At 65.4% G+C, this 23,989-nt stretch carries 23 protein-coding genes and 1 tRNA gene; 11 read left to right on the forward strand and 13 right to left on the reverse strand.

Annotated features, from left to right (window positions below; translation table 11 throughout):
• The 3 genes from RTQ83_RS17070 to RTQ83_RS17080 form a co-directional block, all read right to left on the reverse strand.
• A partial coding sequence (locus RTQ83_RS17070; RefSeq protein ID WP_312517010.1) for a penicillin acylase family protein occupies nucleotides 1-1,141 on the reverse strand: 1,141 nt, incomplete at its 3' end.
• Nucleotides 1,142-1,166: 25 nt separating this feature from the next.
• The gene (locus RTQ83_RS17075; RefSeq protein WP_312517012.1) at nucleotides 1,167-1,964 is read right to left on the reverse strand and encodes a hypothetical protein; all 798 of its coding nucleotides are present in this window, start codon (nucleotides 1,962-1,964) and stop codon (nucleotides 1,167-1,169) included.
• 140 nt (nucleotides 1,965-2,104) lie between these two features.
• Nucleotides 2,105-2,189: transfer RNA gene (locus RTQ83_RS17080), tRNA-Leu, on the reverse strand.
• Nucleotides 2,190-2,400: 211 nt separating this feature from the next.
• Here RTQ83_RS17080 and RTQ83_RS17085 point away from each other — a divergent pair.
• From RTQ83_RS17085 to RTQ83_RS17095, 3 genes are all read left to right on the forward strand, one after another.
• On the forward strand, nucleotides 2,401-2,973 hold the full coding sequence (locus tag RTQ83_RS17085; RefSeq protein WP_312517014.1) for a DUF1287 domain-containing protein: 573 nt from the start codon (nucleotides 2,401-2,403) through the stop codon (nucleotides 2,971-2,973).
• A 420-nt stretch (nucleotides 2,974-3,393) separates the two neighbouring features.
• The gene (locus RTQ83_RS17090) at nucleotides 3,394-4,242 is read left to right on the forward strand and encodes a universal stress protein (RefSeq protein ID WP_312517016.1); all 849 of its coding nucleotides are present in this window, start codon (nucleotides 3,394-3,396) and stop codon (nucleotides 4,240-4,242) included.
• 36 nt (nucleotides 4,243-4,278) lie between these two features.
• The gene (locus tag RTQ83_RS17095; RefSeq protein WP_312517018.1) at nucleotides 4,279-6,060 is read left to right on the forward strand and encodes an alpha/beta fold hydrolase; all 1,782 of its coding nucleotides are present in this window, start codon (nucleotides 4,279-4,281) and stop codon (nucleotides 6,058-6,060) included.
• Between the two features lie 86 nt (nucleotides 6,061-6,146).
• Here the strand turns inward: RTQ83_RS17095 and RTQ83_RS17100 are convergent, their stop codons facing one another.
• Nucleotides 6,147-6,707 carry a TetR/AcrR family transcriptional regulator gene (locus RTQ83_RS17100; RefSeq protein ID WP_312517020.1) on the reverse strand — a complete coding sequence of 187 codons (561 nt, stop codon included), beginning with the start codon at nucleotides 6,705-6,707 and terminating at the stop codon, nucleotides 6,147-6,149.
• Between RTQ83_RS17100 and RTQ83_RS17105 the strand changes: the two genes are divergently transcribed.
• The 5 genes from RTQ83_RS17105 (at nucleotide 6,687) to paoC (ending at nucleotide 11,819) form a co-directional block, all read left to right on the forward strand.
• Nucleotides 6,687-7,010 (forward strand): hypothetical protein, encoded by a 324-nt coding sequence (locus RTQ83_RS17105; protein ID WP_312517022.1) that lies wholly within the window; start codon nucleotides 6,687-6,689, stop codon nucleotides 7,008-7,010. The two genes, RTQ83_RS17100 and RTQ83_RS17105, sit on opposite strands and share 21 nt — an antisense overlap.
• 33 nt (nucleotides 7,011-7,043) lie before the next feature.
• Complete coding sequence (locus RTQ83_RS17110; RefSeq protein ID WP_312517023.1) at nucleotides 7,044-7,784, forward strand: SDR family NAD(P)-dependent oxidoreductase; 741 nt, start codon at nucleotides 7,044-7,046, stop codon at nucleotides 7,782-7,784.
• 189 nt (nucleotides 7,785-7,973) lie between these two features.
• Nucleotides 7,974-8,645, forward strand: a complete 672-nt coding sequence (paoA, locus tag RTQ83_RS17115) for an aldehyde dehydrogenase iron-sulfur subunit PaoA (protein ID WP_312517025.1) — start codon at nucleotides 7,974-7,976, stop codon at nucleotides 8,643-8,645.
• Complete coding sequence (locus RTQ83_RS17120; protein WP_312517027.1) at nucleotides 8,642-9,610, forward strand: xanthine dehydrogenase family protein subunit M; 969 nt, start codon at nucleotides 8,642-8,644, stop codon at nucleotides 9,608-9,610. Before paoA ends, RTQ83_RS17120 begins: the two co-directional genes overlap by 4 nt.
• A 4-nt stretch (nucleotides 9,611-9,614) precedes the next feature.
• On the forward strand, nucleotides 9,615-11,819 hold the full coding sequence (paoC, locus tag RTQ83_RS17125; protein WP_312517029.1) for an aldehyde oxidoreductase molybdenum-binding subunit PaoC: 2,205 nt from the start codon (nucleotides 9,615-9,617) through the stop codon (nucleotides 11,817-11,819).
• A gap of 42 nt (nucleotides 11,820-11,861) precedes the next feature.
• Here paoC and RTQ83_RS17130 read toward each other — a convergent pair whose 3' ends face one another.
• The 4 genes from RTQ83_RS17130 to RTQ83_RS17145 all read right to left on the reverse strand — a co-directional run bounded on the left by RTQ83_RS17130 (nucleotide 11,862) and on the right by RTQ83_RS17145 (nucleotide 15,355).
• On the reverse strand, nucleotides 11,862-12,845 hold the full coding sequence (locus tag RTQ83_RS17130) for a diguanylate cyclase (RefSeq protein WP_312517031.1): 984 nt from the start codon (nucleotides 12,843-12,845) through the stop codon (nucleotides 11,862-11,864).
• A gap of 83 nt (nucleotides 12,846-12,928) precedes the next feature.
• A complete protein-coding gene (locus RTQ83_RS17135; protein WP_312517033.1) occupies nucleotides 12,929-13,135 on the reverse strand; it encodes a hypothetical protein in 207 nt (68 codons plus the stop codon).
• Between the two features lie 31 nt (nucleotides 13,136-13,166).
• Complete coding sequence (locus tag RTQ83_RS17140; protein ID WP_312517035.1) at nucleotides 13,167-13,568, reverse strand: hypothetical protein; 402 nt, start codon at nucleotides 13,566-13,568, stop codon at nucleotides 13,167-13,169.
• A gap of 110 nt (nucleotides 13,569-13,678) precedes the next feature.
• The gene (locus RTQ83_RS17145; protein WP_312517037.1) at nucleotides 13,679-15,355 is read right to left on the reverse strand and encodes a hypothetical protein; all 1,677 of its coding nucleotides are present in this window, start codon (nucleotides 15,353-15,355) and stop codon (nucleotides 13,679-13,681) included.
• Between the two features lie 160 nt (nucleotides 15,356-15,515).
• Between RTQ83_RS17145 and RTQ83_RS17150 the strand changes: the two genes are divergently transcribed.
• Nucleotides 15,516-16,202 carry an SOS response-associated peptidase gene (locus tag RTQ83_RS17150; protein ID WP_312517039.1) on the forward strand — a complete coding sequence of 229 codons (687 nt, stop codon included), beginning with the start codon at nucleotides 15,516-15,518 and terminating at the stop codon, nucleotides 16,200-16,202.
• Between the two features lie 86 nt (nucleotides 16,203-16,288).
• Here RTQ83_RS17150 and RTQ83_RS17155 read toward each other — a convergent pair whose 3' ends face one another.
• The 3 genes from RTQ83_RS17155 to RTQ83_RS17165 all read right to left on the reverse strand — a co-directional run bounded on the left by RTQ83_RS17155 (nucleotide 16,289) and on the right by RTQ83_RS17165 (nucleotide 20,023).
• A complete protein-coding gene (locus tag RTQ83_RS17155) occupies nucleotides 16,289-17,680 on the reverse strand; it encodes a right-handed parallel beta-helix repeat-containing protein (protein ID WP_312517041.1) in 1,392 nt (463 codons plus the stop codon).
• 292 nt (nucleotides 17,681-17,972) lie between these two features.
• Entirely contained in the window at nucleotides 17,973-19,127 is a 1,155-nt protein-coding gene (locus RTQ83_RS17160) for a right-handed parallel beta-helix repeat-containing protein (protein WP_312517043.1), read from the reverse strand.
• 281 nt (nucleotides 19,128-19,408) lie between these two features.
• Nucleotides 19,409-20,023, reverse strand: a complete 615-nt coding sequence (locus RTQ83_RS17165; RefSeq protein WP_312517045.1) for a hypothetical protein — start codon at nucleotides 20,021-20,023, stop codon at nucleotides 19,409-19,411.
• Nucleotides 20,024-20,097: 74 nt separating this feature from the next.
• Here RTQ83_RS17165 and RTQ83_RS17170 point away from each other — a divergent pair, with 74 nt between their 5' ends.
• Nucleotides 20,098-20,454: a DUF1566 domain-containing protein gene (locus tag RTQ83_RS17170; RefSeq protein ID WP_312517047.1), complete on the forward strand. Its 357-nt coding sequence runs from the start codon at nucleotides 20,098-20,100 to the stop codon at nucleotides 20,452-20,454.
• A gap of 27 nt (nucleotides 20,455-20,481) precedes the next feature.
• On the opposite strand, the gene RTQ83_RS17175 is transcribed toward RTQ83_RS17170, so the two are convergent.
• Complete coding sequence (locus tag RTQ83_RS17175; RefSeq protein WP_312517049.1) at nucleotides 20,482-21,921, reverse strand: M20/M25/M40 family metallo-hydrolase; 1,440 nt, start codon at nucleotides 21,919-21,921, stop codon at nucleotides 20,482-20,484.
• A gap of 115 nt (nucleotides 21,922-22,036) precedes the next feature.
• A complete protein-coding gene (locus RTQ83_RS17180) occupies nucleotides 22,037-23,173 on the reverse strand; it encodes a metallophosphoesterase (protein WP_312517051.1) in 1,137 nt (378 codons plus the stop codon).
• A gap of 225 nt (nucleotides 23,174-23,398) precedes the next feature.
• Here RTQ83_RS17180 and RTQ83_RS17185 point away from each other — a divergent pair, with 225 nt between their 5' ends.
• A complete protein-coding gene (locus RTQ83_RS17185) occupies nucleotides 23,399-23,887 on the forward strand; it encodes a glycine zipper domain-containing protein (protein WP_312517053.1) in 489 nt (162 codons plus the stop codon).
• Nucleotides 23,888-23,989 lie beyond the last annotated feature (102 nt).

Below are 23,989 nucleotides of genomic sequence, written 5' to 3' on the forward strand. Positions count from 1 at the left end.
TCGCCTTGGTGCGGATATACGACTGGGTCAGTGCCTTGAGCGGCTCGTCCATCATCCGGACCGACACCCATTTGCCGTCCTGGCTGCGCACCACCGGGCCGTGGTGGGTGAAATAGGCGGTGACGACGCGGCTGGTCATGGTGCCGTCTGGCTGCTTGTAGGGCAACGCGATCGGCACCGCGCGCAGCGGGCGCTCTTCGTTACCGTACTTGTAGAAGAACTTGCCGTCGCGCTCGCTGACCGTTTCCAGGTATTCGTCGATCACGTCGCCACCGCCCGAGGTGTGCATCCAGCCCAACTTGTCGTTGAAGCCCTGGTAGATGAAGAACTGGCCCCAGGTCACGGCGCCGTAGGCGTTCAGGCCCTGTTCGCTGACCATGTGGATTTCTGGCCGGAAGTAGAACGAGGTGTGAGGGTTGATCATCAACAGCGCGTGACCGCTGGCGGACAGCTTGGGCGCGATGGCGAAGCCATTGGAGCCGCGCGGCTCGGTGTCAAACCCCTTGTTTACATCCAGCCGGGCCAGCTGTGGACGCTTGCCGTAGAACGCTTCCAGGTCCTTGAGCTCGATCGACTCGATGTCGCCGCCGATGCTGCCTTCGCTGAAGGTGAGCGCCATCCACGGTTCGAAGCGCGTGAGCAGCTTCGGCTTCACCTCGGGGTGCGTGTACAGGTAATAGTTCAGGCCATCGGCAAAGCCGATCATCAATTGCTTGAGCCATTCCGGGCTGGCGGCGTATTTGGCGCGCATGTCGTCCGGCTGGATGTACAGCTTCATGCGCATGTCGCGCCAGATTTCCCGCTCGCCCTCGACCTCGGCCAGGCGCCCCATCGCATTGATGTAGTTGAGCTCGACGCGATTGAAATCGTCCTCGGCCTGGGCGTACAGCATGCCGAACACGGCATCGGCATCGGTCTTGCCGAACACATGCGGGATGCCCCACTTGTCGCGCATGATCGTCACCGCCCCTGCCGTCTTTTTCCAGCGCGCGATTTCCTCGGCTGTGAACGGCTTCTGCCCGGTCCCGGCGACGACCGGCGTTTTCTTCGGCGCGACGGCCTGCGACGGCGCCGCGGCACCGAACGCAAGAGCGCCGATCAAGGCCAGTGGGACGAAACGCGACGGGCGTGGCGGGGGCATGTTGTTCTTCTCCGTAAGAAATGGATCAGCTGGCGTCGAGTCCGGCGTTGACCAGGCGCTGCCTGAGGCGTTCGTTCTCGGTCAGCAGTGTGGCCAGGCGATCCTTCAGTTCGGCCTTCTCGGCGCGCAGCGAAGCGACATCGTCGCCGCCTTCGGCTTCCGGCTTTTCCTTGCGCGGGCGGGTCGCGGCTTTCTGCTCGCGCACCTGGCGCGCGGCCTGCTGCAGCTCCTTGCGTCCGCCGGCCACGGCCGCGATCTGCGCTTCCTGCGGCAGCTGGGCCACGTTCGCGGCGGCATTGATCGAGATGGTGCCGGTACGCACCGCCTCGACCAGCTGCGGGGTCGCTGCCTTCTGGATGCGCTCGATCTGGCTGATGGTATTGCTCGACACGCGTGCGGCCTTGGCCACTTCCTCGCGCGTATTCCATGGCGGCGGCGGGCGCGAATCGAGATCGTCGGGCGCCGGCTCGGGCGGCTCGTCGGCCATCTTCTGCGCCATGCGCGCAGTCACGATTTCCTTCTTGCGCAGGGCCAGCAGGCCGCGCTGGAAGTCGGACACGCTGCGGCGCGCCAGGTGGTTGTCGATCATCCACAGCATCACGTCTTCGAGCGAGTCGAAGCTGTTGTTCTGGACGGTACGGAATTCGATATTGTGCTTACGGCAGATTTCGTAGCGGTTATGGCCGTCGATCAGCGTGTCGTGCCACAGCACCAGCGCGTCACGGCAACCCTCGGCCAGGAGGCTGCGCTCGAGCGCGGCGTATTCGATGTCGGTCAGCGGGTCGACGAAGGACCGCAGATCGTCGTTGATAGTGATGTTCAATTCTTTTCCTCGTGCTTCACAGGCACCGCAGGACAGGAAGGGTGCCGTCCGGCATGCTACACCATCCGGGCGGAGGTGCCAAAGCGTCAAGGAGATTTATGGCAACTGCAGAAAAGTTGCCAGGAAAGAGGAGGCATTGGTGGTGCGGGCAGCCGGAATCGAACCGGCAAGACTTGCGTCGGCAGATTTTAAGTCTGCTGCGGCTACCAATTTCGCCATGCCCGCGCCGGCGGGGATTGTACACCGTGCGGCAGGCTGAGTGTTAGTCGTCGAGCATCTGCCGGGCTCTGCCGTATGACCGGGCCGGCCGCGACAGACCCTCGGCTTGCGCATCGGGCGATGCCGCTCGAGCCGGTCATGGTACATTTTGAGCGCTCATCGGTATCCCTTCCCAGTCCACCCTGCTCGCAGTTTGCGCACTTATTCCGGAGCATGTATGCGTGTTCTGATCGTCCTTCTTCTGTTGCTGTGCACGCCGTTCGCCAAGGCCCGCTCGCCCGACGACCTGGTCAAGGCTGCCCGTGCCCAGATCGGCGTCACGACGCTGTACGACCCGGCCTATCGCAAGCTCACCTTCCCCGGCGGTGACGTGCCGCCCGATCGTGGCGTCTGTACCGACGTCGTGATCCGCGCCTATCGGCGCCTCGGCATCGACCTGCAGGAACTGGTCAACCGCGACATGCGCGCGGCATGGTCGAAGTATCCGAAGAGCTGGGGTCTGAAATCCACCGACACCAATATCGACCATCGGCGCGTTCCGAACCTGGACGTGTTTTTCCGCCGCCATGGCACCGCCTTGCCTTTGAGCGACGTTGCTGCGGATTACAAACCGGGCGACATCGTGACCTGGGAAATCCCGCCGCGCCTGCCGCATATCGGCATCGTCACCAACGAGCGCTCGACGGCTGGCATACCGCTAGTCATTCACAATATCGGCGCCGGCACCCAGATCGACGACGTGCTGTTCGCTTTCAAGATGGTCGGGCATTACCGTTACCTGCCGCGCTAGCGTTCTCTCGTTCCGGCGCCTGGCAACATGACAGCGCCGTGCGCGCAAAAAAAATGCCGCTGTCGCACGAGGCAGACAGCGGCCGAATCCTCAGCCAAGCTGAGATGGAGACACAAGAGAACCGACCACATCGCCGGTAACAGTTCTAGTATGAGGCCTCCGACCCCGCGCACAAGTGCCAACCCCGGGTAATCCAATCGCGTCGTCACGTCGGAAAATTCGTACATATTGTGCTGTCAGATATCTTGCGGAAATTGTTTGCGGCGTCCCACGGCCCTGCCTCCGGTTTGATCTGTCTCAAGCCCACTACGAAAAGCGGCCCCATGCGGGAATGAACCGATCCGCATCGCATCCAAGTACATAGTCGTTTTCATAGCGCATCCGTCACGCTTCGCCGCCATGTTGGCGAAAGGAACGAGCATGTACAAGACCATCGTGGTTCATGTGGACGGCAGTCCCGAGCAAGACGCGCGGGTGCGCGCCGGCGCTCTGCTGGCCAATCTGTTCGACGCCCATCTGATCGGCAGTGCGGCCACCGGCATCTCGTGGTTCGACTACTCCTTGCTGATCGGCTCGATGGGCGCGCCGATGATGCCCGAGTCCGACTTCAGCGGCATGCGCGCCGCGGTCCGCGCGCGCCTGGACGAGTTCGGGGTGGCGGTCCAGCGCCGTGGGGTGGCCTCGTTCGAGACCCGCATGCTCGAGGACGACGCGCGCTTCGCCCTGCTGCTCGAATCGCGCTATGCCGACCTGGTGGTCGTCAGCCGCGAATCGGAACCGATCGCCGTTCCCGGCGTACCGGTCCAGGCACGCGCATTGCCTGAATACATCGCCTTGCACGGCGCACGGCCTGTGCTGGTGGTCCCGCCCGGCTGGCAGGAGCGCGCCTTTCCCGGCACCGTCGTGGTCGGCTGGGACGGCAGCATGCAGGCGATCCGCGCCATCTCGGCCGCGCTGCCGCTGCTGCAGCAGGCCGACGCGGTCAAGCTCACCCTGATCAATCCCGATGCGATGGCCGACATCCACGGCGAAGAGCCCGGCGCCGACATGGCGTTGCACCTCGCACGTCATGGCGTGAAGGTCGACGTGGTGCTCGAACGCGCGCGCGGCGCAACCGGCGACGCGCTGATGGGGGTGGCACGCCGCGGGGGCGCCGGGCTGCTGGTGGCCGGCGCGTTCGGGCACAGCCGCTATCGCGAATTCGTGCTGGGCGGCGTCACCCGCTCGCTGCTCGCGGCCAGCGCCACGCCACTGCTGCTGGCGCACTGAGCCGGCGCGCGGGGCATACCGAACAGGCATACCGACATGGCGCCCGACTCCCGCCCGGATGCGGCCGGCAGCGACCGCCGGATCGAAGGCAGCGCGTGGCAAGGCGGCATCCACCGCCATGCGCGCGTGGCCGGCGGCAAGCATCATACCGACCTGATCCTGTGGGCCTGGCTGGGACGCATGACCGGCCACCTGTCGCCGGCCGCGCTCGGCATGGCCTGGTTCGACTGGGCCAGCCACCTGATGCTGTCGCCCGACAAGCAGCAGGAACTGGTCAGCGACGCCATGCTCGGCTGGCAGCGCTGGTGGAACTACGTCACGGATCCGGCCCACCACACGTCCGATCCGGTGCGCCCGCTGGCGCAGGACAAGCGCTTCAGCGATCCGGCCTGGAATGCCTGGCCCTGGCACCAGCTCAGTCAGGGCTTCCTGATGACCCAGCAATGGTGGCACCGCGCCACCTCCACCGTGCGCGGCGTGGCGCCGCATCATGCCGACGTGGTCACCTTCGTGGCGCGCCAGCTGCTCGACGGCGTGGCGCCGTCCAACTTCGTGTCGACCAACCCGGTGGTACAGCAGGCAACCCTGGCCAGCGGCGGCATGAACCTGCTGCGCGGCTCGATGCGGGCGCTGCGCGACGCCAACGATGCGCTGGCGGGCCGGGTGCGGCCGGTCGGCTACCGTCCCGGACGCGAAGTGGCGGTGACGCCCGGCAAGGTGGTGATGGCCAACCGGCTGGTCGAGCTGCTGCGCTACGACCCGGTCACGCCGACCGTGCATGCGACGCCGCTGCTGATCGTGCCGGCCTGGATCATGAAGTACTACATCCTCGACCTGTCGCCGCAGAATTCGCTGGTGCGCTACCTGGTCGAGCACGGACACACGGTGTACATGGTGTCGTGGAAAAATCCGCAGGCCGAAGACCGCGACCTGACCATGGACGACTATCGTCAGCTGGGCATCATGTCCGCCATCGATGCCATCGTGGCGCAGACCGGAGCGCATCAGGTGAATGCGGCCGGCTACTGTCTCGGCGGCACGCTGCTGGCGATCGCAGCGGCGGCGATGGCGCGCGACCACGATCACCGGCTGGCCAGCATGTCGCTGCTGGCGGCCCAGGTCGATTTCACGGAGCCGGGAGAATTGTCGCTGTTCATCGACGACAGCCAGGTCAGCTTCCTGGAAGCGGCCATTTGGCAGCAGGGCTACCTGGACACGCGCCAGATGGCGGGCGCCTTCCAGCTGTTGCGCTCGAATGACCTGGTGTGGTCGCGCCGGCTGCGCCATTACCTGCTCGACCTGCCCGACCAGGAAACCGACCTGATGTCGTGGAATGCCGACGCCACCCGCATGCCCTACCGCATGCACGCCGAATACCTGCACCGGCTATTCCTGAGAAACAGCCTGGCCAGCGCCCGCTACCTGGTCGGCGGGCGCCCGGTGTCGCTCAGCGATATCGACGTGCCGGTGTGCGCCGTCGGCACCCTGACCGACCACGTGGCGCCGTGGCGCTCGGTGTACAAGATCATTCCGCTGACCGATACCGAGATTACCTTCATTCTCACCAACGGCGGGCACAACGCCGGCGTGGTGTCGCCGCCGGGCAGCATGCGGCGCAGCTACCAGATCGCGGTGCACGGCCACGACTCGCCGTATGTCGATCCGGATAGCTGGCAGGCGCGCGTGCCGCAGGTGGAAGGCAGCTGGTGGCCGGCCTGGGAAGACTGGCTGGTGCGCCACGCGGGTGCGCAAGTGGCGCCACCGCCGCTGCTCGGCAATGCGCCGGCCGCGCCCGGCAATTATGTGCTGCAGGCTTGAAGGCCGCGCACGGCGACCTGCAGGGACGGCCAATGAAGGCGGCAAGTGCTGCTAGCCCTTCCGGCAAGTGCGTACCGGAACGCGAGTCAGGGTGACGTCCGCGCGTCCCACCCGGCCAGCGCCACCTGCGCCACCGCTTCCAGTTCCGCCCGCTCGGCGCCATCGCGCGCCAGCGTCGACATCCCGTACTGCACGGTCTGAATGAAACGGGCAAGCGCGGCGCCGTCCACAGAGGCGGCGATCTCGCCCTCGGTCACCGCCTGGTCGATGCGCGCCTTCAGCCGCTCGTAGGTGACATGGCGCCTGACTCGCACCAGTTCGCCGAGTTCGGCATGGCCTTCGCTGCCGACCGCGGACAAGGTCAGCATGCAACCGCGCGGAATATCGACCACGCTGCCGGTCAGCGCCGCCGCCGAATCCATCAGCAGTGCAGCGACCGCCTCGCGCGCCGTCGTGGCGGTGCAGAAGCTGCCCCAGACCAAATGCGAATTGCTGCTGCGATAGTGTTCGAGCGCTTCAGCGTACAGCGCTTCCTTTGACCCGAACGCGGCGTACAGGCTGGGCGAGCCGATGCCCATCGCCTCGGTCAGGTCGGCAATGTCGGCGGCTATATGTTTGAAGCGCTGATGCCCTACTTCAATCTGCACGCCCAGATCGTGGTCTGCGGCACCATGGCCCAATACGATTCGCCCGGCGCCGCCACCGGCCCCAATCGCCTGCCCGAACTGCTGAAGCTGTTTCTGTACCGCTTCATCCGCATCCACGGCTTCGCCCTGCCCGACCACTACGACAGCTTCCCTGCCTTCTACACCGAAGTCGCGCCACTGGTCGCGGCAGGAAAGATCAAATACAGCGAAGAGTTTGTCGATGGCTTCGACAACATCCCGGACGCCTTCCTGCGCCTGTTCGACGGCCGCAACCGCGGCAAGCTGATCGCCCGCGTCGGCTGACCATCACCATCCACCCCATCGAAAGGAAGCAACATGACTGCATTACTCGGAAAACGCGCCCTGGTCACGGGCGCCGCGCGCGGCATCGGCGCCGGCATCGCGCTGACCCTGGCCGACCATGGCGCCGACGTGGCAATCACCTATGAACGCTCGCACGAGCGCGCCGCCGAACTGGTCAGGCAGATCGAAGCCAAAGGCCGGCGCGCCGTCGCGATCCAGGCCGACAGCGCCGACGCCGACGCCGTGAAACGCTCGGTGGATGCGGCGGCCGACCACCTCGGCGGCCTCGACATCCTGGTCAACAACGCCGGCATCGCCCGCGCCGGTGCTTTCGCCGACATGCCCCTGGCCGACATCGACGACCAGCTGAATGTGAACGTGCGCGCCGCCATCCTGGCTTCGCAGGCGGCGCTGCGCCACTTCGGCGCCGGCGCGCGCATCGTCACCATCGGCTCCAACATGGCCGAGCGCGTGCCGTTCAGCGGCCTGACGGTGTACGCGCTGACCAAGTCGGCCCTGCTCGCCTTCACGCGCGGCCTGGCGCGCGAGCTCGGTCCACAGGGCATCACCGCCAACCTGGTGCAGCCGGGGCCGATCGACACCGACATGAATCCGGCCGATGGAGCATCGTCCGACAGTCAACGCGCCCTGACCGCGCTCGGCCACTACGGCAAGCCGGCCGATATCGGCGTCGCCGTCGCCTTCCTCGCCGGCCCGGCCGCCAACTTCATCACCGGCTCGGTGCTGACAGTCGATGCCGGCTACAACGCCTGAACGGCACCAGCAAACCCGAGCAGGTCTTCACAGCGCTTCCAATCCTTCAGGTGTCAACCGAACGCGGCCTCTTCAAACGCTGCTCTAGAATCAAGTTGACACCCAAGCAAGCCCTCCCGCACGCCCGGCGCCAGCATCCCGACGCCGGACCCATACGCGGGCAACGCATTGAAGAGAAGGAATCGCACCATGGAACAGATCAGCGACCTCAAGCTTACCCGGCGCAATCTACTGATCGCCGGCGCCGTGTCGGCCTCGACGATGGCAGTGCCGCCGGCCGGCGCCCAGCCGTCGGGCGCCAACGCCACGCCGCAAGACACCCACCCCAGCACCGTCACCGCCGGCGTCAGGTTCACCGTCAACGGCAAACCGGTCACGCTCGAACTCGACACCCGCACCACCCTGCTCGACGCCCTGCGCGAGCACCTGCACCTGACCGGCTCCAAGAAGGGCTGCGACCAGGGCCAGTGCGGCGCCTGCACCGTGATCGTCGACGGCCGCCGCATCAATTCCTGCCTGTCCTTGGCCGTGATGCACGAAGGCGCGCAGGTCACCACCATCGAAGGACTCGGCACGCCGGACAAGCTGCATCCGATGCAGGCCGCCTTCGTGAAACACGACGGCTATCAATGCGGCTACTGTACCCCGGGTCAGATCTGTTCGGCCGTATCGGTGCTCGACGAGATTCGCCAGGGCATCCCGAGCCACGTCACTGGCGACCTGAACGTCAAGCCACTGCTCAGCATCGACGAGATCCGCGAGCGCATGAGCGGCAACATCTGTCGATGTGGCGCCTACTCCAACATCGTCGAAGCGATCACCGAAGTCGCCGGCGGCGGGCAGAACGGAGGCAAGGCATGAAGGCATTCACCTATCAACGCGCCAGTTCGACCGCCGAGGCGGCTGCAGCCGCGGCGCGCATCCCGAACGCACGCTTCATCGCCGGCGGCACCAACCTGCTCGATCTGATGAAGCTGGAAATCGAAACCCCGGCCGCGCTGATCGACGTCAACGGCCTCGGCTTCGACAAGATCGAACCCACCCAGGACGGCGGCCTGCGCGTCGGCGCCCTGGTGCGCAACACCGACCTGGCCGCCGACGAGCGCGTGCGCAAGGATTACGCGGTGCTGTCGCGCGCCCTGCTGGCCGGCGCCTCGACCCAGCTGCGCAACAAGGCCACCACCGCCGGCAACCTGCTGCAGCGTACCCGCTGCCCCTATTTCTACAACACCAACCAGCCCTGCAACAAACGCAAACCGGGCAGCGGCTGCGCGGCGATCGGCGGCTACACGCGCCACCACGCGGTGGTCGGCACCAGCGAGGCCTGCATCGCCACCCACCCGAGCGACATGGCGATCGCGATGCGCCTGCTCGACGCCGAAGTCGAGACCGTCCGTTCCAACGGCACCATGCGCACCATCCCGATCGCCGATTTCCACCGCCTGCCGGGCAATACACCGCATATCGAGACGAGTCTCGAGCCGGGCGAACTGATCGTCTCGGTGAAGCTGCCCAAGCCGCTCGGCGGTGTACACGCCTACCGCAAGATCCGCGACCGCTCCTCCTACGCGTTCGCCCTGGTCTCGGTCGCCACCGTGATCCTGCCGGACGGTACCGGCCGGGTCGCGATCGGCGGCGTCGCCCACAAACCGTGGCGCGTCGAGGCCGCCGAACAGCAATGGGCGCAAGGCGCCAGGGCCGTGGCCGACCGCTTGATGCTTGGTGCCCGTACCACCGAAGACAACGCGTTCAAGGTGCCGCTGGTGCACCGCACGCTGGCCGCCGCCATGGCCGACGCCAACGTGGCCGACGCGAAGAAAGGCTAATCCCATGAAATTCATTCCACCCGCAACCAACAATCCCATCGACCGCCAGCGCCACGTGGGCCGTCCCTACGACCGCATCGACGGTCCGCTGAAAGTCACCGGCACCGCAACCTACGCCTACGAGCACCACAAGGAAGTGCCGAACGCCGCCCACGGCTACATGATCGGGTCCGCGATCCCGAAGGGCCGCATCGTCAGGATCGATGCCGAAGCGGCGCGCCGTGCGCCGGGCGTGCTGGCGATCGTCACCGCCGACAGCGCCGGCAAGCTCGGCAAGGGCGAAAAGAACGTCGCCACCCTGCTCGGCGGACCGAAGATCGAGCACTACCACCAGGCGGTCGCGCTGGTGGTGGCCGAAACCTTCGAGCAGGCGCGCGCCGCCTCCTATCTGGTCAAGATCGAGTACGCCGAAGAAAAGGGCAAGTTCGACCTGGCCGCCAACAAGGACGCGGCCAAGAAACCGGACGCCGAGGGCGACGAGCCGGATACCCGGGTCGGCCAGTTCGAGCGCAACTTCGAACTGGCGCCGGTCAAGCTCGACGCCAGCTATACCACGCCCGACCAGTCGCACGCGATGATGGAGCCGCACGCCTCCACCGCTGAATGGAAAGGCGACCAGCTCACGGTCTGGACCTCGAGCCAGATGATCGACTGGTGGCGCACCGACCTGGCCAAGACCCTCGACATCCCCAAAGAAAAAGTACGCGTCGTATCGCCCTTCATCGGCGGCGGTTTCGGCGGCAAGCTGTTCCTGCGCGCCGACGCCGTGCTGGCGGCACTGGGTGCGCGCGCGGCCAAGCGTCCGGTCAAGGTGGCACTGCACCGGCACCAGGTGTTCAACAACACCACGCACCGTCCCGCCACCATCCAGCGCATCCGCATCGGCGCCGGGCGCGACGGCCGCATCAATGCCATCGGCCATGAGACCTGGAACGGCAACCTGCCGGAAGGTAAACCCGAAGTCGCGACCCAGCAGACCCGCCTGCTGTATGCCGGCGCGCACCGCATGACGGCGACGCGCGTGGCCGAGCTCGATCTGCCGGAAGGCAATTCGATGCGCGCGCCGGGCGAAGCGCCGGGCATGATGGCGCTCGAAATTGCGATGGACGAGATGGCCGAGAAACTCGGCATCGACCCGGTGCAGTTCCGCATCCTGAACGACACCAAGGTCGACCCGGAAAAACCGATCCGCAAGTTTTCCGAGCGCCGCTTCGTCGAATGCCTGCGCACCGGCGCCGAACGCTTCGGCTGGAAGGAGCGCAATCCGAAGCCGGGCCAGAGGCGCGAAGACCGCTGGCTGATCGGTCACGGCATGGCCGCCGCCTTCCGCAACAGCCCGGTGAACCCCTCGGCGGCGCGCGTGCGCCTGGGCCGCGACGGCGCCGTCACGGTCGAAACCGACATGACCGACATCGGCACCGGCAGCTACACCATCATCGCCCAGACCGCCGCCGAAATGCTGGGCGTGCCGCTCGACCGGGTGCAGGTGAAACTGGGCGACTCCGACTTCCCGGTCTCGGCCGGCTCGGGCGGCCAGTTCGGCGCCAACAGCTCGACCGCCGGCGTGTACGCGGCCTGCGTCAAGCTGCGCGAGCAGATCGCCGCCAGGCTGGGCGTCAACGAACGCGAGGCCGAATTCATCGACGGCAATGTGCGCGCCGGCGGAAAGTCGCAGCCGCTGGCGCAGGCTGCGAGCGGCGGCGAGCTGGTGGCCGAGGACAAGATCGAGTTCGGCGACCTGGAAAAGAAGCACCAGCTGTCGACCTTTGGCGCGCACTTCGTCGAAGTAGCGGTGGACCCGATCACCGGCGAAACCCGCGTGCGGCGCATGCTGGCCGTGTGCGCGGCCGGCCGCATCCTGAACCCGAAGCAGGCGCGCAGCCAGGTGATCGGGGCGATGACGATGGGCGTCGGCGCCGCGCTGATGGAGCACCTGGCGGTGGACACCAAACGCGGCTTCTTCGCCAACCACGACCTGGCCACCTACGAGGTGCCGGTGCACGCCGACATCCCGCACCAGGACGTGATCTTCCTGGACGAGGCCGACGAGTATTCGTCACCGATGAAGGCCAAGGGCATCGCCGAGCTGGGCCTGTGCGGGGTGGCGGCGGCGGTCGCGAACGCGATCTACAACGCCACCGGCGTGCGCGTGCGCGACTATCCGGTCACGCTCGACAAGCTGCTTGACAAGCTGCCGCTCACCGTGTGATGGACGATGGTGCCGCCTTCCCGGCGGCGTCCAAAAGGTTTCTTACAACGCCGGCACTGCCGGCGTTGTTGCATCCGCATCCGCCATCACACGGTCGCGTCCGCCGCGCTTCGCCGCGTACAGCGCCTTGTCGGCGGCCTCGATCAGGGCCGCCGGCTCGTTCAGGCGCGTGCGGTCGTAGGCCGCCACGCCGATGCTCAGCGTCACCTGGCGGTGCACGGCGGCCGGCGCCTGCTCGAGGTTCAGGCCGGCGATGTGGGCACGGATGGTCTCGGCCACCGACAGCGCCTGTTCCAACGTCGTGTCCGGCAAGATGGCCGCGAATTCCTCGCCGCCATAACGCGCCGCCAGGTCGGCCGGCCGGCGCAGCATGGCGCTGACCGCCTGCGCCACCGTCGACAGGCAGCTGTCGCCCTGCTGGTGGCCGAAGTGGTCGTTGTAGGCCTTGAACGAATCGATGTCCACCAGCAGCAGCGCCAGCGCACCGTCGCCGCGCTGGGCCCGGCGCAGTTCGCGCTCGAGGGCGACGTCGAAGTGGCGCCGGTTGGCGATGCCGGTCAGGCCGTCGATGTAGGAGCGGGCGCGCAGCGATTCGGCGTGGTCGAGCAGGCGCCGCTCGCGTTCGGCAGTACCGCTGATGTCGCGGATTTCGATCATGCAGTAGGGTTCGCCGCCTTCGCGGAACGGGGTCACCGTCACCGCCTGCTCGATCGGCGCGCCGTCGAAGCTGCCGGCCTGGCGCAGCGGAAACGGCGCGCGCCCCGAGGATGGCGGCACATTGGTGGTGGTGCCTTCGGTCAGCGCCGCCAGCACGGCGGCCTCGACCCGCGAGCCGCGCAGATTCGGGAACACGTCCAGCAGCGGCTGGCCCTGCACGCGCGCGGCGCCACGGCCGGAACGCGGCACCAGCCAGCCGTTCCAGACGACGATGCAGGACTCGGCATCGAGCGCGATCACGCCGCAATCGAGCAGGTTCAGGATGCGGGCCGGCAGAGCCAGGTCCGACTCAGAGATGGTTGGGTTCACTACGGGCGAATAGTCGACGAATCAAACTATTGATTTATGGAAACTATTCGGATGATACCGGAATTCTCGGGAATTGCCAGTGTCTAGAACGGTCCCAGCATGTGCCAGGCCATCGCCAGGCAGACGATGCCGACGAAGACCAGCAGGCCATAGACGAAATAACGCATCGAGTTGGCCAGGCCGGTGACGGCGCGATTTGCCTGGTCGTTCAGTTTGCCGCGCCGGCGCGCCCCGTTCATCAGCATCGAAATGAAGATGAACAGGGTGGCGATAATCAGTACTGCTTTCATTGAGTCGCTTATTGAGTCGCTTCAGGTCTTTCTAGGTACGCACCGACACCAGCAACAGGGCCACCAGCGCCAGCAGCGAGGACAGGCCGGCGGCCGCGCCCAGCCAGACGATCTTGGTGCGCTGGGCATCGACCTTGGCGATCAGCTGCGCGTTCTGGTCGGCCAGGTTGGCGATCAGTTCCGACGCCGAGCGCATCTGGTTGTGCAGGTCGATCAGCACCGCTTCGTTGTGCTCCATGCGCGCTACCACCGCGCCGAGCACGTCTTCCTCGTGCGCATAGGCTTCGGGCGCCAGGTCGTCGGCCGCCATCGCGCCCTGCCTGCGGTTGACCGTGTCCCACAAGCGGCGTGCGCCGCTGGCGACCTGGGGCGCTGCGTGGATCACCTCGCTCCATGGGACGGTCTTCAATACACTCCACCAGCCTGCTGCCATACCTGCTCCTTGTCGTGAGGTTGTTTTTACGTCAACCGTTTCTGTTATCCCGGAGCATACCATTGCAGGACAACATGACCAAACGGCGCACGTGCGCAACCGGGCAGGCGCTATTCGACCAGCACGTCCATCGTCACCGTCCCGGTGGCCCCGGGCAGCATGGTGCCGAGCAGGGTCCATTCGACCTCGCCAGTGGCGCCCGGCTCCGGATTGCGCTTCACGGCGCAGTTGCTCAGGCCCGCCGCCAGCCGGCCGCAGGCGCTTGCTATGAAGCTGGTGAAGGCCGGGGTCGGGTTCACGATTTTCAAATCGGTCAGCGTCGTGCTGCCGGTGTTGGCGTAGGTGATGGTATAGGTCAGCACGGTCGACGGCAGCGCATTGAGCTTGTCCACCGCGGTCTTGAGGCTGAACTCGTCGCAGGTCTCGCAGATGCCGTTGACCGTCACCACCACCTGGCCCAGGCCGATGCCCAGCATCTGCAGCAGCGGATCGACGATGCCGCTCAGGACCGGCGACAGCAGCGGCGACAGCACGCCGGTGACGATGGTCTTGACCAGGCCCACCACGACGTCGGTCACCACGTTCAACAGCCCGAGGTCAAGCAGCGGGATGCGCAGGTTCAGGTTCGACACCAGGTCGTTCACCAGCGTGGTCACGAAGGCGGTGCTGGTGCTGACAGTGCGGGTTTGAGGAAAGGTACCCGACATCGAGACCGTGCTGGCGAACGGCGCCTGGCCGCGGGCCCAGGTCTTGACCTCGATGTCGAGCACCGACAGCCCAGCCAGCGTGAGCGAGCCGATCTTGCCGTAGCCGAGGTCATTCGCCGGGTTGATCGCGCGCGAACGGTTGAAGAACACGCTGTCGTCGATCTTGCCCAAGTAGATGTCGGCCACGCCCGGCAGCGCCTGCAGCGTGACGGCGCGGCTCACCCCATCGACCGCCTGCAGCACGCCCTCGCCGCGCGCGACTTCGGCATACACGTCGAGCTGGCCGATGGCGATCGAGGTTTCGCCCAGCAGCGCAGTGAGCAGCGACGTCACCGGCGCCAGCGTCACCAGGTCGAGCTTGAGCTTGACGCGGATGGCGGCGCTGTGGAAGGTCGATCCGGCAGGCCCGCAGATATACACGGCGGGCTCGATCACCTGGGCATACAGCTGCAGGCTGTTGACCACGCCGAGTGCGCCGAGCAGGCCGCCGGAGATGCCGACCGGCTTCGGCGTGCTGATGACGTTGCGGCGGTTGTACAGCTGGATCAGGCCGGTAAGCATGTCGAGCGAATTGACGGTGGTCTTGGCCAGGTTGCCGGCATCGGCGCTGACCTTGACCAGGTCGCCCACACGCACGGTGGCGCCGGCGCCATTCAATTGCGCGGCGAGTGCGTTCAGCGCGCCGCTGAGGTTGGTATTCGCCTGGGCCTGGGCCTGGACACCGAGCGCGGCCGCCACCTGGCCCAGGGTGACGTTGGCGTTCAAGGCCTGTGACGGACTCGATACGCCGGTCTGGACTTGCAGCTGGGTCAGGAAGGACAGCAGGTTGACGTTGCCTTGGGCCAGGTTGTTCCAGTCCACCGCGGTCAGGTTCAGGCTGGTGCCGAGCAGGCCGCCCAGCAGCGAATTGAGCAGCACGCTCTGGGTGCTGTCGACGCTCAGCAGGCGCGGACCGGCGGACAGGCAGGCGCCGGTGGTCGTACAGGCGGCCGCTGCCGGACGGATCAGAACGACGCTCAGCACCAGCAGCAGCGCCAGGGCGCGCACGAAATGACGGAGTTGGAACGTACTTAGTGTCATGGCATTGCGGCATTCGGCATTGCAGCGAACGCGATTGGATTTGCGGGTTTGAACAGCCTCAAGTGTATCTTTTTTACTGATTCAGGGGAAGCATTTGGACGAATTTGTTTCAAATCCGAAACGGACACTCCCCCTGTGACGCTTGCGCTACCATCAAACCATGTGTGGACGATTTGACCAGAGCCAGACGGCCCGTTACTACGCCAGCGTGTTCGGCTGGGCGGACGCCGTATACGACAGTGAATCCGATCCGGCCTTCAATGTGCCGCCAGGAACCTATCGCCCGGTGATGCACGTGCAGGACGGCGAGCGCCGGGTGGACGATGTGTACTGGAGCTACCAGGCGCGCTGGGCCAAGAACAAGGTGCCGGTCACGATCAATGCCCGGATGGACAAGCTCGCCAACCGCTACTGGCGCGGGCTGCTCAAGTCGGGCCGCGCGATCGTGCCGGCAGAAGGCTGGTACGAGTGGACCGGCGAAAAAGGACACAAGCAGCCCTGGCACATCCACCGCAAGGACCGCGCGCCGCTGTACATGCTGGCGCTGGCCAACTTCGGCGGCTTCACCGAGAACCGCGCCGAAGCCGGCTTCGTGCTGGTGACCGACGACGCCACCGGCGGCATGCTCGACATCCACGACCGCCGTCCGGTGGTGCTCGACGCATGCGATGCCGAACTGTGGCTCGACCCTTCCCTGACGCCCGACGCCGCACTGGAACTGGCGCGCCGCAGCGCCCTGCCCGCCGATGCCTTCGAATGGCACAAGGTCAGCACCCGCGTGAACCGCGCCGGCAGCGGCGGGCCGGAGATCGCACAGCCGCTCGAAGACGACGCCGAAGCGCAATGAACAATGCCCGTACGCTCACACGCACGGGCATCAAAACTCTACTTGCCTTGATTCGATAGCGCCGGGGCCGGCACTATCGTTGCTGCTCAGTGTTGATAGGCGCCGAGGTCGATCGCCGCGCCGCGTGCCTTGCCGTCGATATCGAAGGCCGGCGCGTAGGTTGCGATGCCGCGGCCGATCGCCGGCGAGCTGGTCGACAGCTTGAAGTTCGGCAGCGCCGCAGTGCGCGAGTAGCCGGTCATCAGCGGTTCCGACGAGATGGTGCCGGTGTGGGTCAGGCCATTGCGCAACTGGAAGGCGTACTTGGTGTTCTTGGTGACCAGGTTGTTCTTATAGGTGTTGCCCTTGCCGGTCGTGCCCTGTTCCGAGATGCCGTAGGTGTTGTCGTACACGATGTTGTTGTGCACGTGGACATTGTTGGCACCGGCCTTTGTGAAGTAGAAGTCGCCACCACCGACGATGATGCCGAACACCGACGAGCTCACCGTGTTGTTGACGATCTGGACGTCGGTCGCATCGTGCCACAGGTGGATCGCCGCCGAACCGACGCGGTAGACCACGTTATTCTTGATGGTGCCCGAGGTGCTGTGATAAATGCCTTGCACGTAGGTGCAGCCGGCCGGGCCGATGTCGTTGACGACGTTGTTGATCACGTCACCCTTCACGCCCTTGTAGTAGCTGTCCACGCCGATGGCCGAGCCGCCTGCGCTGTTGCACGGAATGGTGGTCGCCATGTGGTGCACGTGGTTGCCGTCGATGACGTTGTACGAGCCGCCGGTGTAGATGCCCAGCACCCACTTGGTGCCGCTGCCGATCTTGCTGCCGTCGACGTCGAAACCGATGATGCTGACGTAGTTGCCACGGTTGTCCCAGGCGGTCTTGTTGGTCGAGTTCGCCGGCGGGACGATCTTGGCGCCCCACTTGGTGGTCGAGACCCAGTAGATGCGGGCGGCGGCGGTGCCGCTGCCAGTGGTCTTGATGCCGCCGGCGTAAGTGCCTGGTGCAACCCAGACTGTGGTGCCGGCTTTGGTGGCGACCTGCGCAGCGCGGGCCAGGGTCTTGAACGGCGCGGCCTTGCTGCCGGCTGCGCTGTCGGAACCGTTCGGGGCGACATAATAGTTGATCGCGGTGGCCGGGATTTTGGGGGCGGCTGGGGTCGCGGTACCTTGGCGCCGCAGATATTCGTCGCTCATTTTGAACTGCGCTTCAACGTGCGCCAGCGACACGCCGTTGACTACGGCCTGAGTCCAGAATTGGAAGCCAGCAGCATCCGGCTCACGTCCCAGCAGCGTCAGATAGAGCTGGCGTACCTGCTGTTGTGCGGTGGCGGCACTGGTGGCATTGGCGCCGATCCCTGCAGTGCTCACTTGGGCCGCCTGTGCAGCTACGCCGGTGAAGGATGCCAGCAGCATGACGGCAGCGGTGCCGCGGGTGAGTTTGGTGCGGAGAGTCGAAGCGATGGTGACGGTGTTCTGCATCTGAAGGTCCTTACCTTAATTAAACTATGTAACCCTTTGAGTGGCGGAAACTTCCTAAGTTCAACTGTTTTTAGGAAATTTTTTCGGCGAGTAATAAATTTCTCAGGGAAATTTCTTCGTAGAAATCGAACGCTGGGAATGCCACTGAAGGTAGCGCACTGGTGCGTGCGCAATGAACCCGGTGCCTTACGCACCGGCTATTTGCCGAAGGAATTTGGTGAGTACCACTGCGCGCTGTCGTCGGGCGCAGCCGTGTCGGCGACCGAAGTCGCCGGTTCATGCCTGGTGCTGCTTAGTGTTGATAGGCGCCCAGGTCGATCGCCGCGCCACGTGCCTTGCCGTCGATGTCGAGGGTCGGCGCGTAGGTTGCGATGCCGCGGCCGATCGCCGGCGAGCTGGTCGACAACTTGAAGTTCGGCAGCGCCGCAGTGCGCGAGTAGCCGGTCATCAGCGGTTCCGACGAGATGGTGCCGGTGTGGGTCAGGCCATTGCGCAACTGGAAGGCGTACTTGGTGTTCTTGGTGACCAGGTTGTTCTTATAGGTGTTGCCCTTGCCGGTCGTGCCCTGTTCCGAGATGCCGTAGGTGTTGTCGTACACGATGTTGTTGTGCACGTGGACATTGTTGGCACCGGCCTTTGTGAAGTAGAAGTCGCCACCACCGACGATGATGCCGAACACCGACGAGCTCACCGTGTTGTTGACGATCTGGACGTCGGTCGCATCGTGCCACAGGTGGATCGCCGCCGAACCGACGCGGTAGACCACGTTATTCTTGATGGTGCCCGAGGTGCTGTGATAAATGCCTTGCACGTAGGTGCAGCCGGCCGGGCCGATGTCGTTGACGACGTTGTTGATCACGTCACCCTTCACGCCCTTGTAGTAGCTGTCCACGCCGATGGCCGAGCCGCCTGCGCTGTTGCACGGGATGGTGGTCGCCATGTGGTGCACGTGGTTGCCGTCGATCACGTTGTACGAGCCGCCGGTGTAGATGCCGTGGACCCACTTGGTGCCAGTGCCGATCTTGCTGCCGTCGACATCGAAACCGATGATGCTGACGTAGTTGCCGCGGTTGTCCCAGGCGCTGTTGTTGGTCGAGTTCGACGGCGGGACGATCTTGGCGCCCCACTTGGTGGTCGAGACCCAGTAGATGCGGGCAGCAGCGGTGCCGCTGGCGGTAGTCTTGATGCCGCCGGCGTAAGTGCCCGGCGCAACCCAGACCGTGGTGCCGGCCTTGGTGGCCGCCTTGGCAGCGCGCGCCAGGGTCTTGAACGGTGCTGCCTTGGTGCCGGCTGCGGTATCGGAGCCGGTCGGTGCGACGTAATAATTGTAGGTGGTTGCTGGAGTTGCGGCATGCGCAGCGAAGGCTGCGGTCATCAGGGCGACGGCGCCGGCGGCACGGGTCAGGTTGGCACGGAGGGTCGAAGCGATGGTGACGTTATTTTGCATCTGAAGGTTCCTTACCTCAATTAAACAATGTAACCCTTTGAGCGGTGAAAACTTCCTAAGTTCAACTTTTTTCAGGAAATTTTTCTTGAGAGTATTAAATCCACAAAGAAATATTCTTTAATGAAGTAGCTCTCTCACAAACGCTCGAAGGTGCGCACTGATCCGTGCGCCGGGAAGCCGGCGCGGAGCGCGCCGACGATAAAGTGCTGCGGTTTATTTACTGCTGCGGCTGTGAAGCCTGGGGGGACGCGCATGCTGCGGCACGCGCGATTGATTGACTGTCAGCGCGGCGCTTGAACAGCGTCGGCAGCAGGCGCGGCCTCGGTGGATCGGTAGCCGCTTAGTTCGAAGTTGGCGGCGGGCGCCGTCGTGTTGGCTTGCGATGTTTCGGTGCTGTTGCCTGCTGTTGCCGGGTAGGTCGCGGCGGGAGTAGCCTCGGGTGCCGGTGCCGCGACTGCGGCGGCGGCCGGTTCGGTCTGAGCCGTGTCGGCGGCGCTGGCGATACCTGTCACGCCAGGCGCGGCGCCCGTTGTCACGCTGGCCGGGCTGGCGATGGTCTGGGCCGACAGAATCTGTTGCTCACCCATGGTATCGGCGCTGCCGCCACAGGCGCTGACGAGAATGGCGGCGCTGTACAGTGCTGCATGGAGTCGGACTCGGGAAACAAAGGTTGCGCGTTTCGTCATCAAAAGATTCCTCACCTCAATTAAACAATGTAACTCTTTGAGGGGAAGAAACTTCCTAAGTTCAACTTTTTCTGAAGAAATTTTTCTTGGAGTAATAAATCCGCAAGGAAACCTCTGGAACGAAATCAAACCTGGGCATGATCTGGATCGAATGACGCGCGAAACCAAAGCCGAGGCTGGATGTCTTAACCAACTGATATCCGACGCCATGCGCGGTTCGCCAATGACGGCAGCCGTGTGCGTCGCCTGCCAATCAACGCGAGGTGATTTCAATGGGCGAGTACATGCAAATCCGGGGTCTGCTGAAAGAGGGAGAGGAATATGCCGGCCTCATCCTGGGCAAGGAAGAACCCGACTACCATCTGGTGCTGTTGCCGGGCGAAGCGGCCGACGTAAGCTGGCCTGCAGCCGCCGACTGGGCAGCGGGGCACGACGGCGCATTGCCGACGCGGCGCGAACTGGCGCTGCTGTTCGCCAACCTGCGCGACGCCTTCGAGCGCAACTGGTACTGGTCGAGCGAGCCGCATGCCACCCGCGCCCAGCTGGTGTGGGGACAGAACTTTGCCAGCGGCATCCAGACCATCTATGGCCGCCCCTACCGCGGCCATGCGCGAGCGGTGCGGCGCATTAACAGCGTCTGAAGCGGCGCGGGCGGCCTGTACGAAGGCTTACGGCTGCGGCACGCTCGAACGTCCGATCGGCTGCTCCATGTTCGCCAGGAACCAGGCAGTAGCGCTCATCAGCGCCACGTTGCGGCGCAGGATTTCCGGATCGACCTTGTCCAGCGTATCGGCCGGGGTGTGGTGAATGTCGAAATAGCGCGACGTATCGACGATCGGCGCGAAGCTCGGCACGCCTGCACGCTCCAGTCCGGCCAGGTCACCGGTGGCCAGCACGTCCTGGCGCTGGAACACGTTGGCGCCGATCGGCTGCATCGCCGCCTGCAATGGCGCGAACAGCTTGACCGACTGCGGCACCACGCTGGCGCGCAGGCCGAACGGACGGCCGACGCCGTTGTCGCTCTCGATCGCGCCGAAGTGCTTGGCGGCGTTGGCCTGCTCGGCTGCCAGGTAGGCGGCTGCGCCGCGCTGGCCGTTCTCTTCGTTCATCCAGGCGATGAAGCGGATAGTGCGGCGCGGACGGTAGTCGAGCTTCTTCAGGGTCTCGAACACGGCCATTGCGCTGGCGACCGCGGCTGCATCGTCGTGCGCGCCCGGCGACAGGTCCCAGGAGTCGAGGTGGCCCGACACGATCACGATCTCGTCGGGTTTCTCGGTGCCGGGCAGGTCGGCGATCACGTTGAAGCTGTCGGCGTCGGGCAGGTTTTTCGGGGTCAGCACCAGTTTCATGCTCAGCGGGCCGCGCTTGGCCAGGCGCGCCATCAGCATCGAATCCTCTGCCGTCACCGCGGCGGCCGGGATGCGGGTGCGCTCGTCCACGCCCGACGAGCCGGTGTGCGGCAGGCGGTAGGCGGCGCCACCGACCGAACGCACCAGCGCCGCCACCGCGCCCAGCTCAGCCGCCATGCGCGGGCCGTTGCGGCGGTAGGCCGAGCCTTGTCCGTAGGCGTGACCGGCCAGGCCACGGTCGGCCATGTGCTGGTCGAAGCCGACGTCGAACAGCACGATCTTGCCTTTGACTTCCGCCGCGCGGGCCTTCAGTTCATCCAGGCTGCTCAGGACCAGCACCGGTGCCACCAGGCCCTGCTCCGGGGTCGCGCCCGAACCGCCGAGTGCGGTCAGCACCACGCGCTGGGTCACGCCCTGTGGACGCCCGGTGTACTCGACCAGTTCGCCCGTTTCCAGCCCGCGCACCCAGTGCGGCACCTTGACCGGTTGCAGCGTGACCTTGGCGCCCAGTTTGCGCATCGCGTCCGCCACCTGCGTCACTGCGGCCGCCGCACCGGGCGAACCGGACAGGCGCGGACCGACCAGGTCGGTCAGGTCTTCGGTACGCTGCCAGGCGTAGTCGCTGACCAGCGCCGCATCGCGGATCTTCGCCAGCGCCGCCGGGTCATTGCCCGGGCTGGCGGCCTGGGCCGAACTGCCGATCAAAGCGGCAGCAAGGGCGATGGAAGTCAGGACGGGAAGGCGGCGAATGCGGCTCATGCGAAGAATCCTTTGCTGATTGGAAAGAATTCAGACAATAGCGCATCCGGCAAGTTTTGGCTGCTATTTTGTTGGCGTCGCATCTCGCGTCATTACATGCGCTAATCGCATACATTCACGCCGGCACCAGCCGCACCAGCGTGATCTCGGACGGCGCCCCGAATCGCTTCGGCGGCCCCCAATAGCCGGTACCGCGACTGGTGTACACCCACATGTCGCGCACCCGGTTCAGCCCGGCGACGAACGGCTGCTGCAGCGGCACGAACAGGTTCCACGGGAAGAACTGGCCGCCGTGGGTATGGCCCGACAGTTGCAGATCAAAGCCGGCCTCGGCCGCTTGCGGCGCACTGCGCGGCTGGTGCGCCAGCAGTACGCGCACGTCGATGTCCTGCGGCGCGCCGGCCGCCGCGCGTTGCGGGTCGCTGCGGTGGGTCGGGTTGAACTGGTGCGCGCTGAAGTCGGCCACGCCGGCGATCATCAGCGACGCGTCGCCACGCCGGCGCAGCACGTGCTGGTTCAGCAGCACGGTCACGCCCAGGCGCCGCACTTCGGCGATCCACTCCTCGGCGCCCGAATAGTATTCATGGTTGCCGGTGACAAAAAACACGCCATCATTCGCGCGCAGCTGCGCCAGTGGCGCGGTATGCTCCCTCAGGCGCTGCACGCTGCCGTCGACAAGGTCGCCGGTAATGGCGATCGCATCCGCCCCCAGCTTGTTGACGCGTTCGACGATCGCGTTCAGGAACAGCCGCTTGATGGTCGGCCCGACGTGGATGTCCGAGATCTGCGCGATCGCATAGCCGTGCAGCGCCGGCGGTAAATTGCGGATCGGCACATTCACCTTGACCACCCGCGCCAGCCGCCGCGCATTGATGAACCCGACCACGGTGACGCCGAGCGCCACCAGCGGCACCGCCAGTGCACTGCCGTAGATGATGGACGGGCTCAGGACACCGGCCAGCATCAGTACCAGCAGCACCAGGTCGCGCGCCAGTGTCATCACTAGCAACGAAGAGAAAAAGCCCATCGACAGCAGCCCGCCCCAGGCCACCAGGTGCGACGGGCGCCGCCGGCGCAGCGAGGCCGACATCAGCCCGACCGGCACCAGCACGCCCAGCAGCGCCAGCGCGAGCACACCCACCAGGTTGCCGCCCAGGCCGAGCGCAAGATCGGGCAGGATCCGCATGCCGATGTACACCAGCAGCAGGACCAGCAGGGACAGGATGACGATGAAGCTTCGACTGGCGCGCATGAGCGAGGAATCCACAAGTAATGACCAAACCCAGATGGGGCGCATGCCGGACCCTGCAAGGGACTCAGTTACAAAGATCCAGCCCAATGTTACAGGCCGCGATGCAACTGTAAAAAACTGTATTAACGAATGGCATAAGCGAAGCCGACGCCTATAGTTGATACATGCCCGGTGTCGCAGCATCATCCTGATCTGCGATCTGTGCCGGGGACAAAGGAAAAAGCCATGTTGAAATCGAAAACCCTTGGTGCTGTGCTTCTGGCGGCCGTCGCCGTTTCGCCGGCGGCAATGGCCGATAATCGTGGTGCAGGCACGGCGATCGGCGCAGTGGTCGGCGCGGCCATCGGCCACAGCGCCGGCGGCACCGGCGGCGCAGTCGCCGGCGGCGTGATCGGCGCGGCGATTGGCAACTCGATCGCCCGCAACGACGACCGTCGCCACGACCGCCGCTACTACGGCCACGGCGGCGGCTACTACCAGCAGGCGCCGGTGTATGTACAGCCGCGTCCGGTGTACGTGGAACCGCGTCCGGTCTATGTGCAGCCACGCCCGGTCTATGTCGAGCAGCGCCCCGTCTACGTGCAGCCGCGTCCAGTGTATGTCCAGCCGCGCCCGGTCTACGTCGATCGCGGCCACGGCCACTGGGACCGTGACGACCGCCGCGGCGACCGACGCTGGGACCGCGACGACCGTTGGGACCGCGGCCACCGCTGATCCCTCCCCATCCAAACGCCAGCCGCGCATCCAGCGCGGCTTTTTTTCGTCCGCTTTCTTAGTCCACTTTCTTCGTCCGCTTTCTCGCTCCCCCTGCTAGTT

The sequence above is a fragment of the Massilia sp. genome (genome assembly GCF_031995545.1).
In the GTDB taxonomy this organism is placed as follows: Bacteria; Pseudomonadota; Gammaproteobacteria; order Burkholderiales; family Burkholderiaceae_D; genus Telluria.

Bases quoted from the DNA above. Each gene is read 5' to 3' on its own strand.
- RTQ83_RS17160 (WP_312517043.1), bottom strand. From the start codon at position 19,127: ATGCAAAATAACGTCACCATCGCTTCGACCCTCCGTGCCAACCTGACC.
- RTQ83_RS17165 (WP_312517045.1), bottom strand. From the start codon at position 20,023: ATGGCGTCGGATATCAGTTGGTTAAGACATCCAGCCTCGGCTTTGGTT.
- RTQ83_RS17085 (WP_312517014.1), top strand. From the start codon at position 2,401: ATGCGTGTTCTGATCGTCCTTCTTCTGTTGCTGTGCACGCCGTTCGCC.
- RTQ83_RS17140 (WP_312517035.1), bottom strand. From the start codon at position 13,568: ATGGCAGCAGGCTGGTGGAGTGTATTGAAGACCGTCCCATGGAGCGAG.
- paoC (WP_312517029.1), top strand. From the start codon at position 9,615: ATGAAATTCATTCCACCCGCAACCAACAATCCCATCGACCGCCAGCGC.
- RTQ83_RS17120 (WP_312517027.1), top strand. From the start codon at position 8,642: ATGAAGGCATTCACCTATCAACGCGCCAGTTCGACCGCCGAGGCGGCT.
- RTQ83_RS17180 (WP_312517051.1), bottom strand. From the start codon at position 23,173: ATGCGCGCCAGTCGAAGCTTCATCGTCATCCTGTCCCTGCTGGTCCTG.
- paoA (WP_312517025.1), top strand. From the start codon at position 7,974: ATGGAACAGATCAGCGACCTCAAGCTTACCCGGCGCAATCTACTGATC.
- RTQ83_RS17175 (WP_312517049.1), bottom strand. From the start codon at position 21,921: ATGAGCCGCATTCGCCGCCTTCCCGTCCTGACTTCCATCGCCCTTGCT.
- RTQ83_RS17110 (WP_312517023.1), top strand. From the start codon at position 7,044: ATGACTGCATTACTCGGAAAACGCGCCCTGGTCACGGGCGCCGCGCGC.
- RTQ83_RS17105 (WP_312517022.1), top strand. From the start codon at position 6,687: ATGCCCTACTTCAATCTGCACGCCCAGATCGTGGTCTGCGGCACCATG.
- RTQ83_RS17135 (WP_312517033.1), bottom strand. From the start codon at position 13,135: ATGAAAGCAGTACTGATTATCGCCACCCTGTTCATCTTCATTTCGATG.
- RTQ83_RS17150 (WP_312517039.1), top strand. From the start codon at position 15,516: ATGTGTGGACGATTTGACCAGAGCCAGACGGCCCGTTACTACGCCAGC.
- RTQ83_RS17185 (WP_312517053.1), top strand. From the start codon at position 23,399: ATGTTGAAATCGAAAACCCTTGGTGCTGTGCTTCTGGCGGCCGTCGCC.
- RTQ83_RS17155 (WP_312517041.1), bottom strand. From the start codon at position 17,680: ATGCAGAACACCGTCACCATCGCTTCGACTCTCCGCACCAAACTCACC.
- RTQ83_RS17095 (WP_312517018.1), top strand. From the start codon at position 4,279: ATGGCGCCCGACTCCCGCCCGGATGCGGCCGGCAGCGACCGCCGGATC.
- RTQ83_RS17170 (WP_312517047.1), top strand. From the start codon at position 20,098: ATGCAAATCCGGGGTCTGCTGAAAGAGGGAGAGGAATATGCCGGCCTC.
- RTQ83_RS17145 (WP_312517037.1), bottom strand. From the start codon at position 15,355: ATGACACTAAGTACGTTCCAACTCCGTCATTTCGTGCGCGCCCTGGCG.
- RTQ83_RS17090 (WP_312517016.1), top strand. From the start codon at position 3,394: ATGTACAAGACCATCGTGGTTCATGTGGACGGCAGTCCCGAGCAAGAC.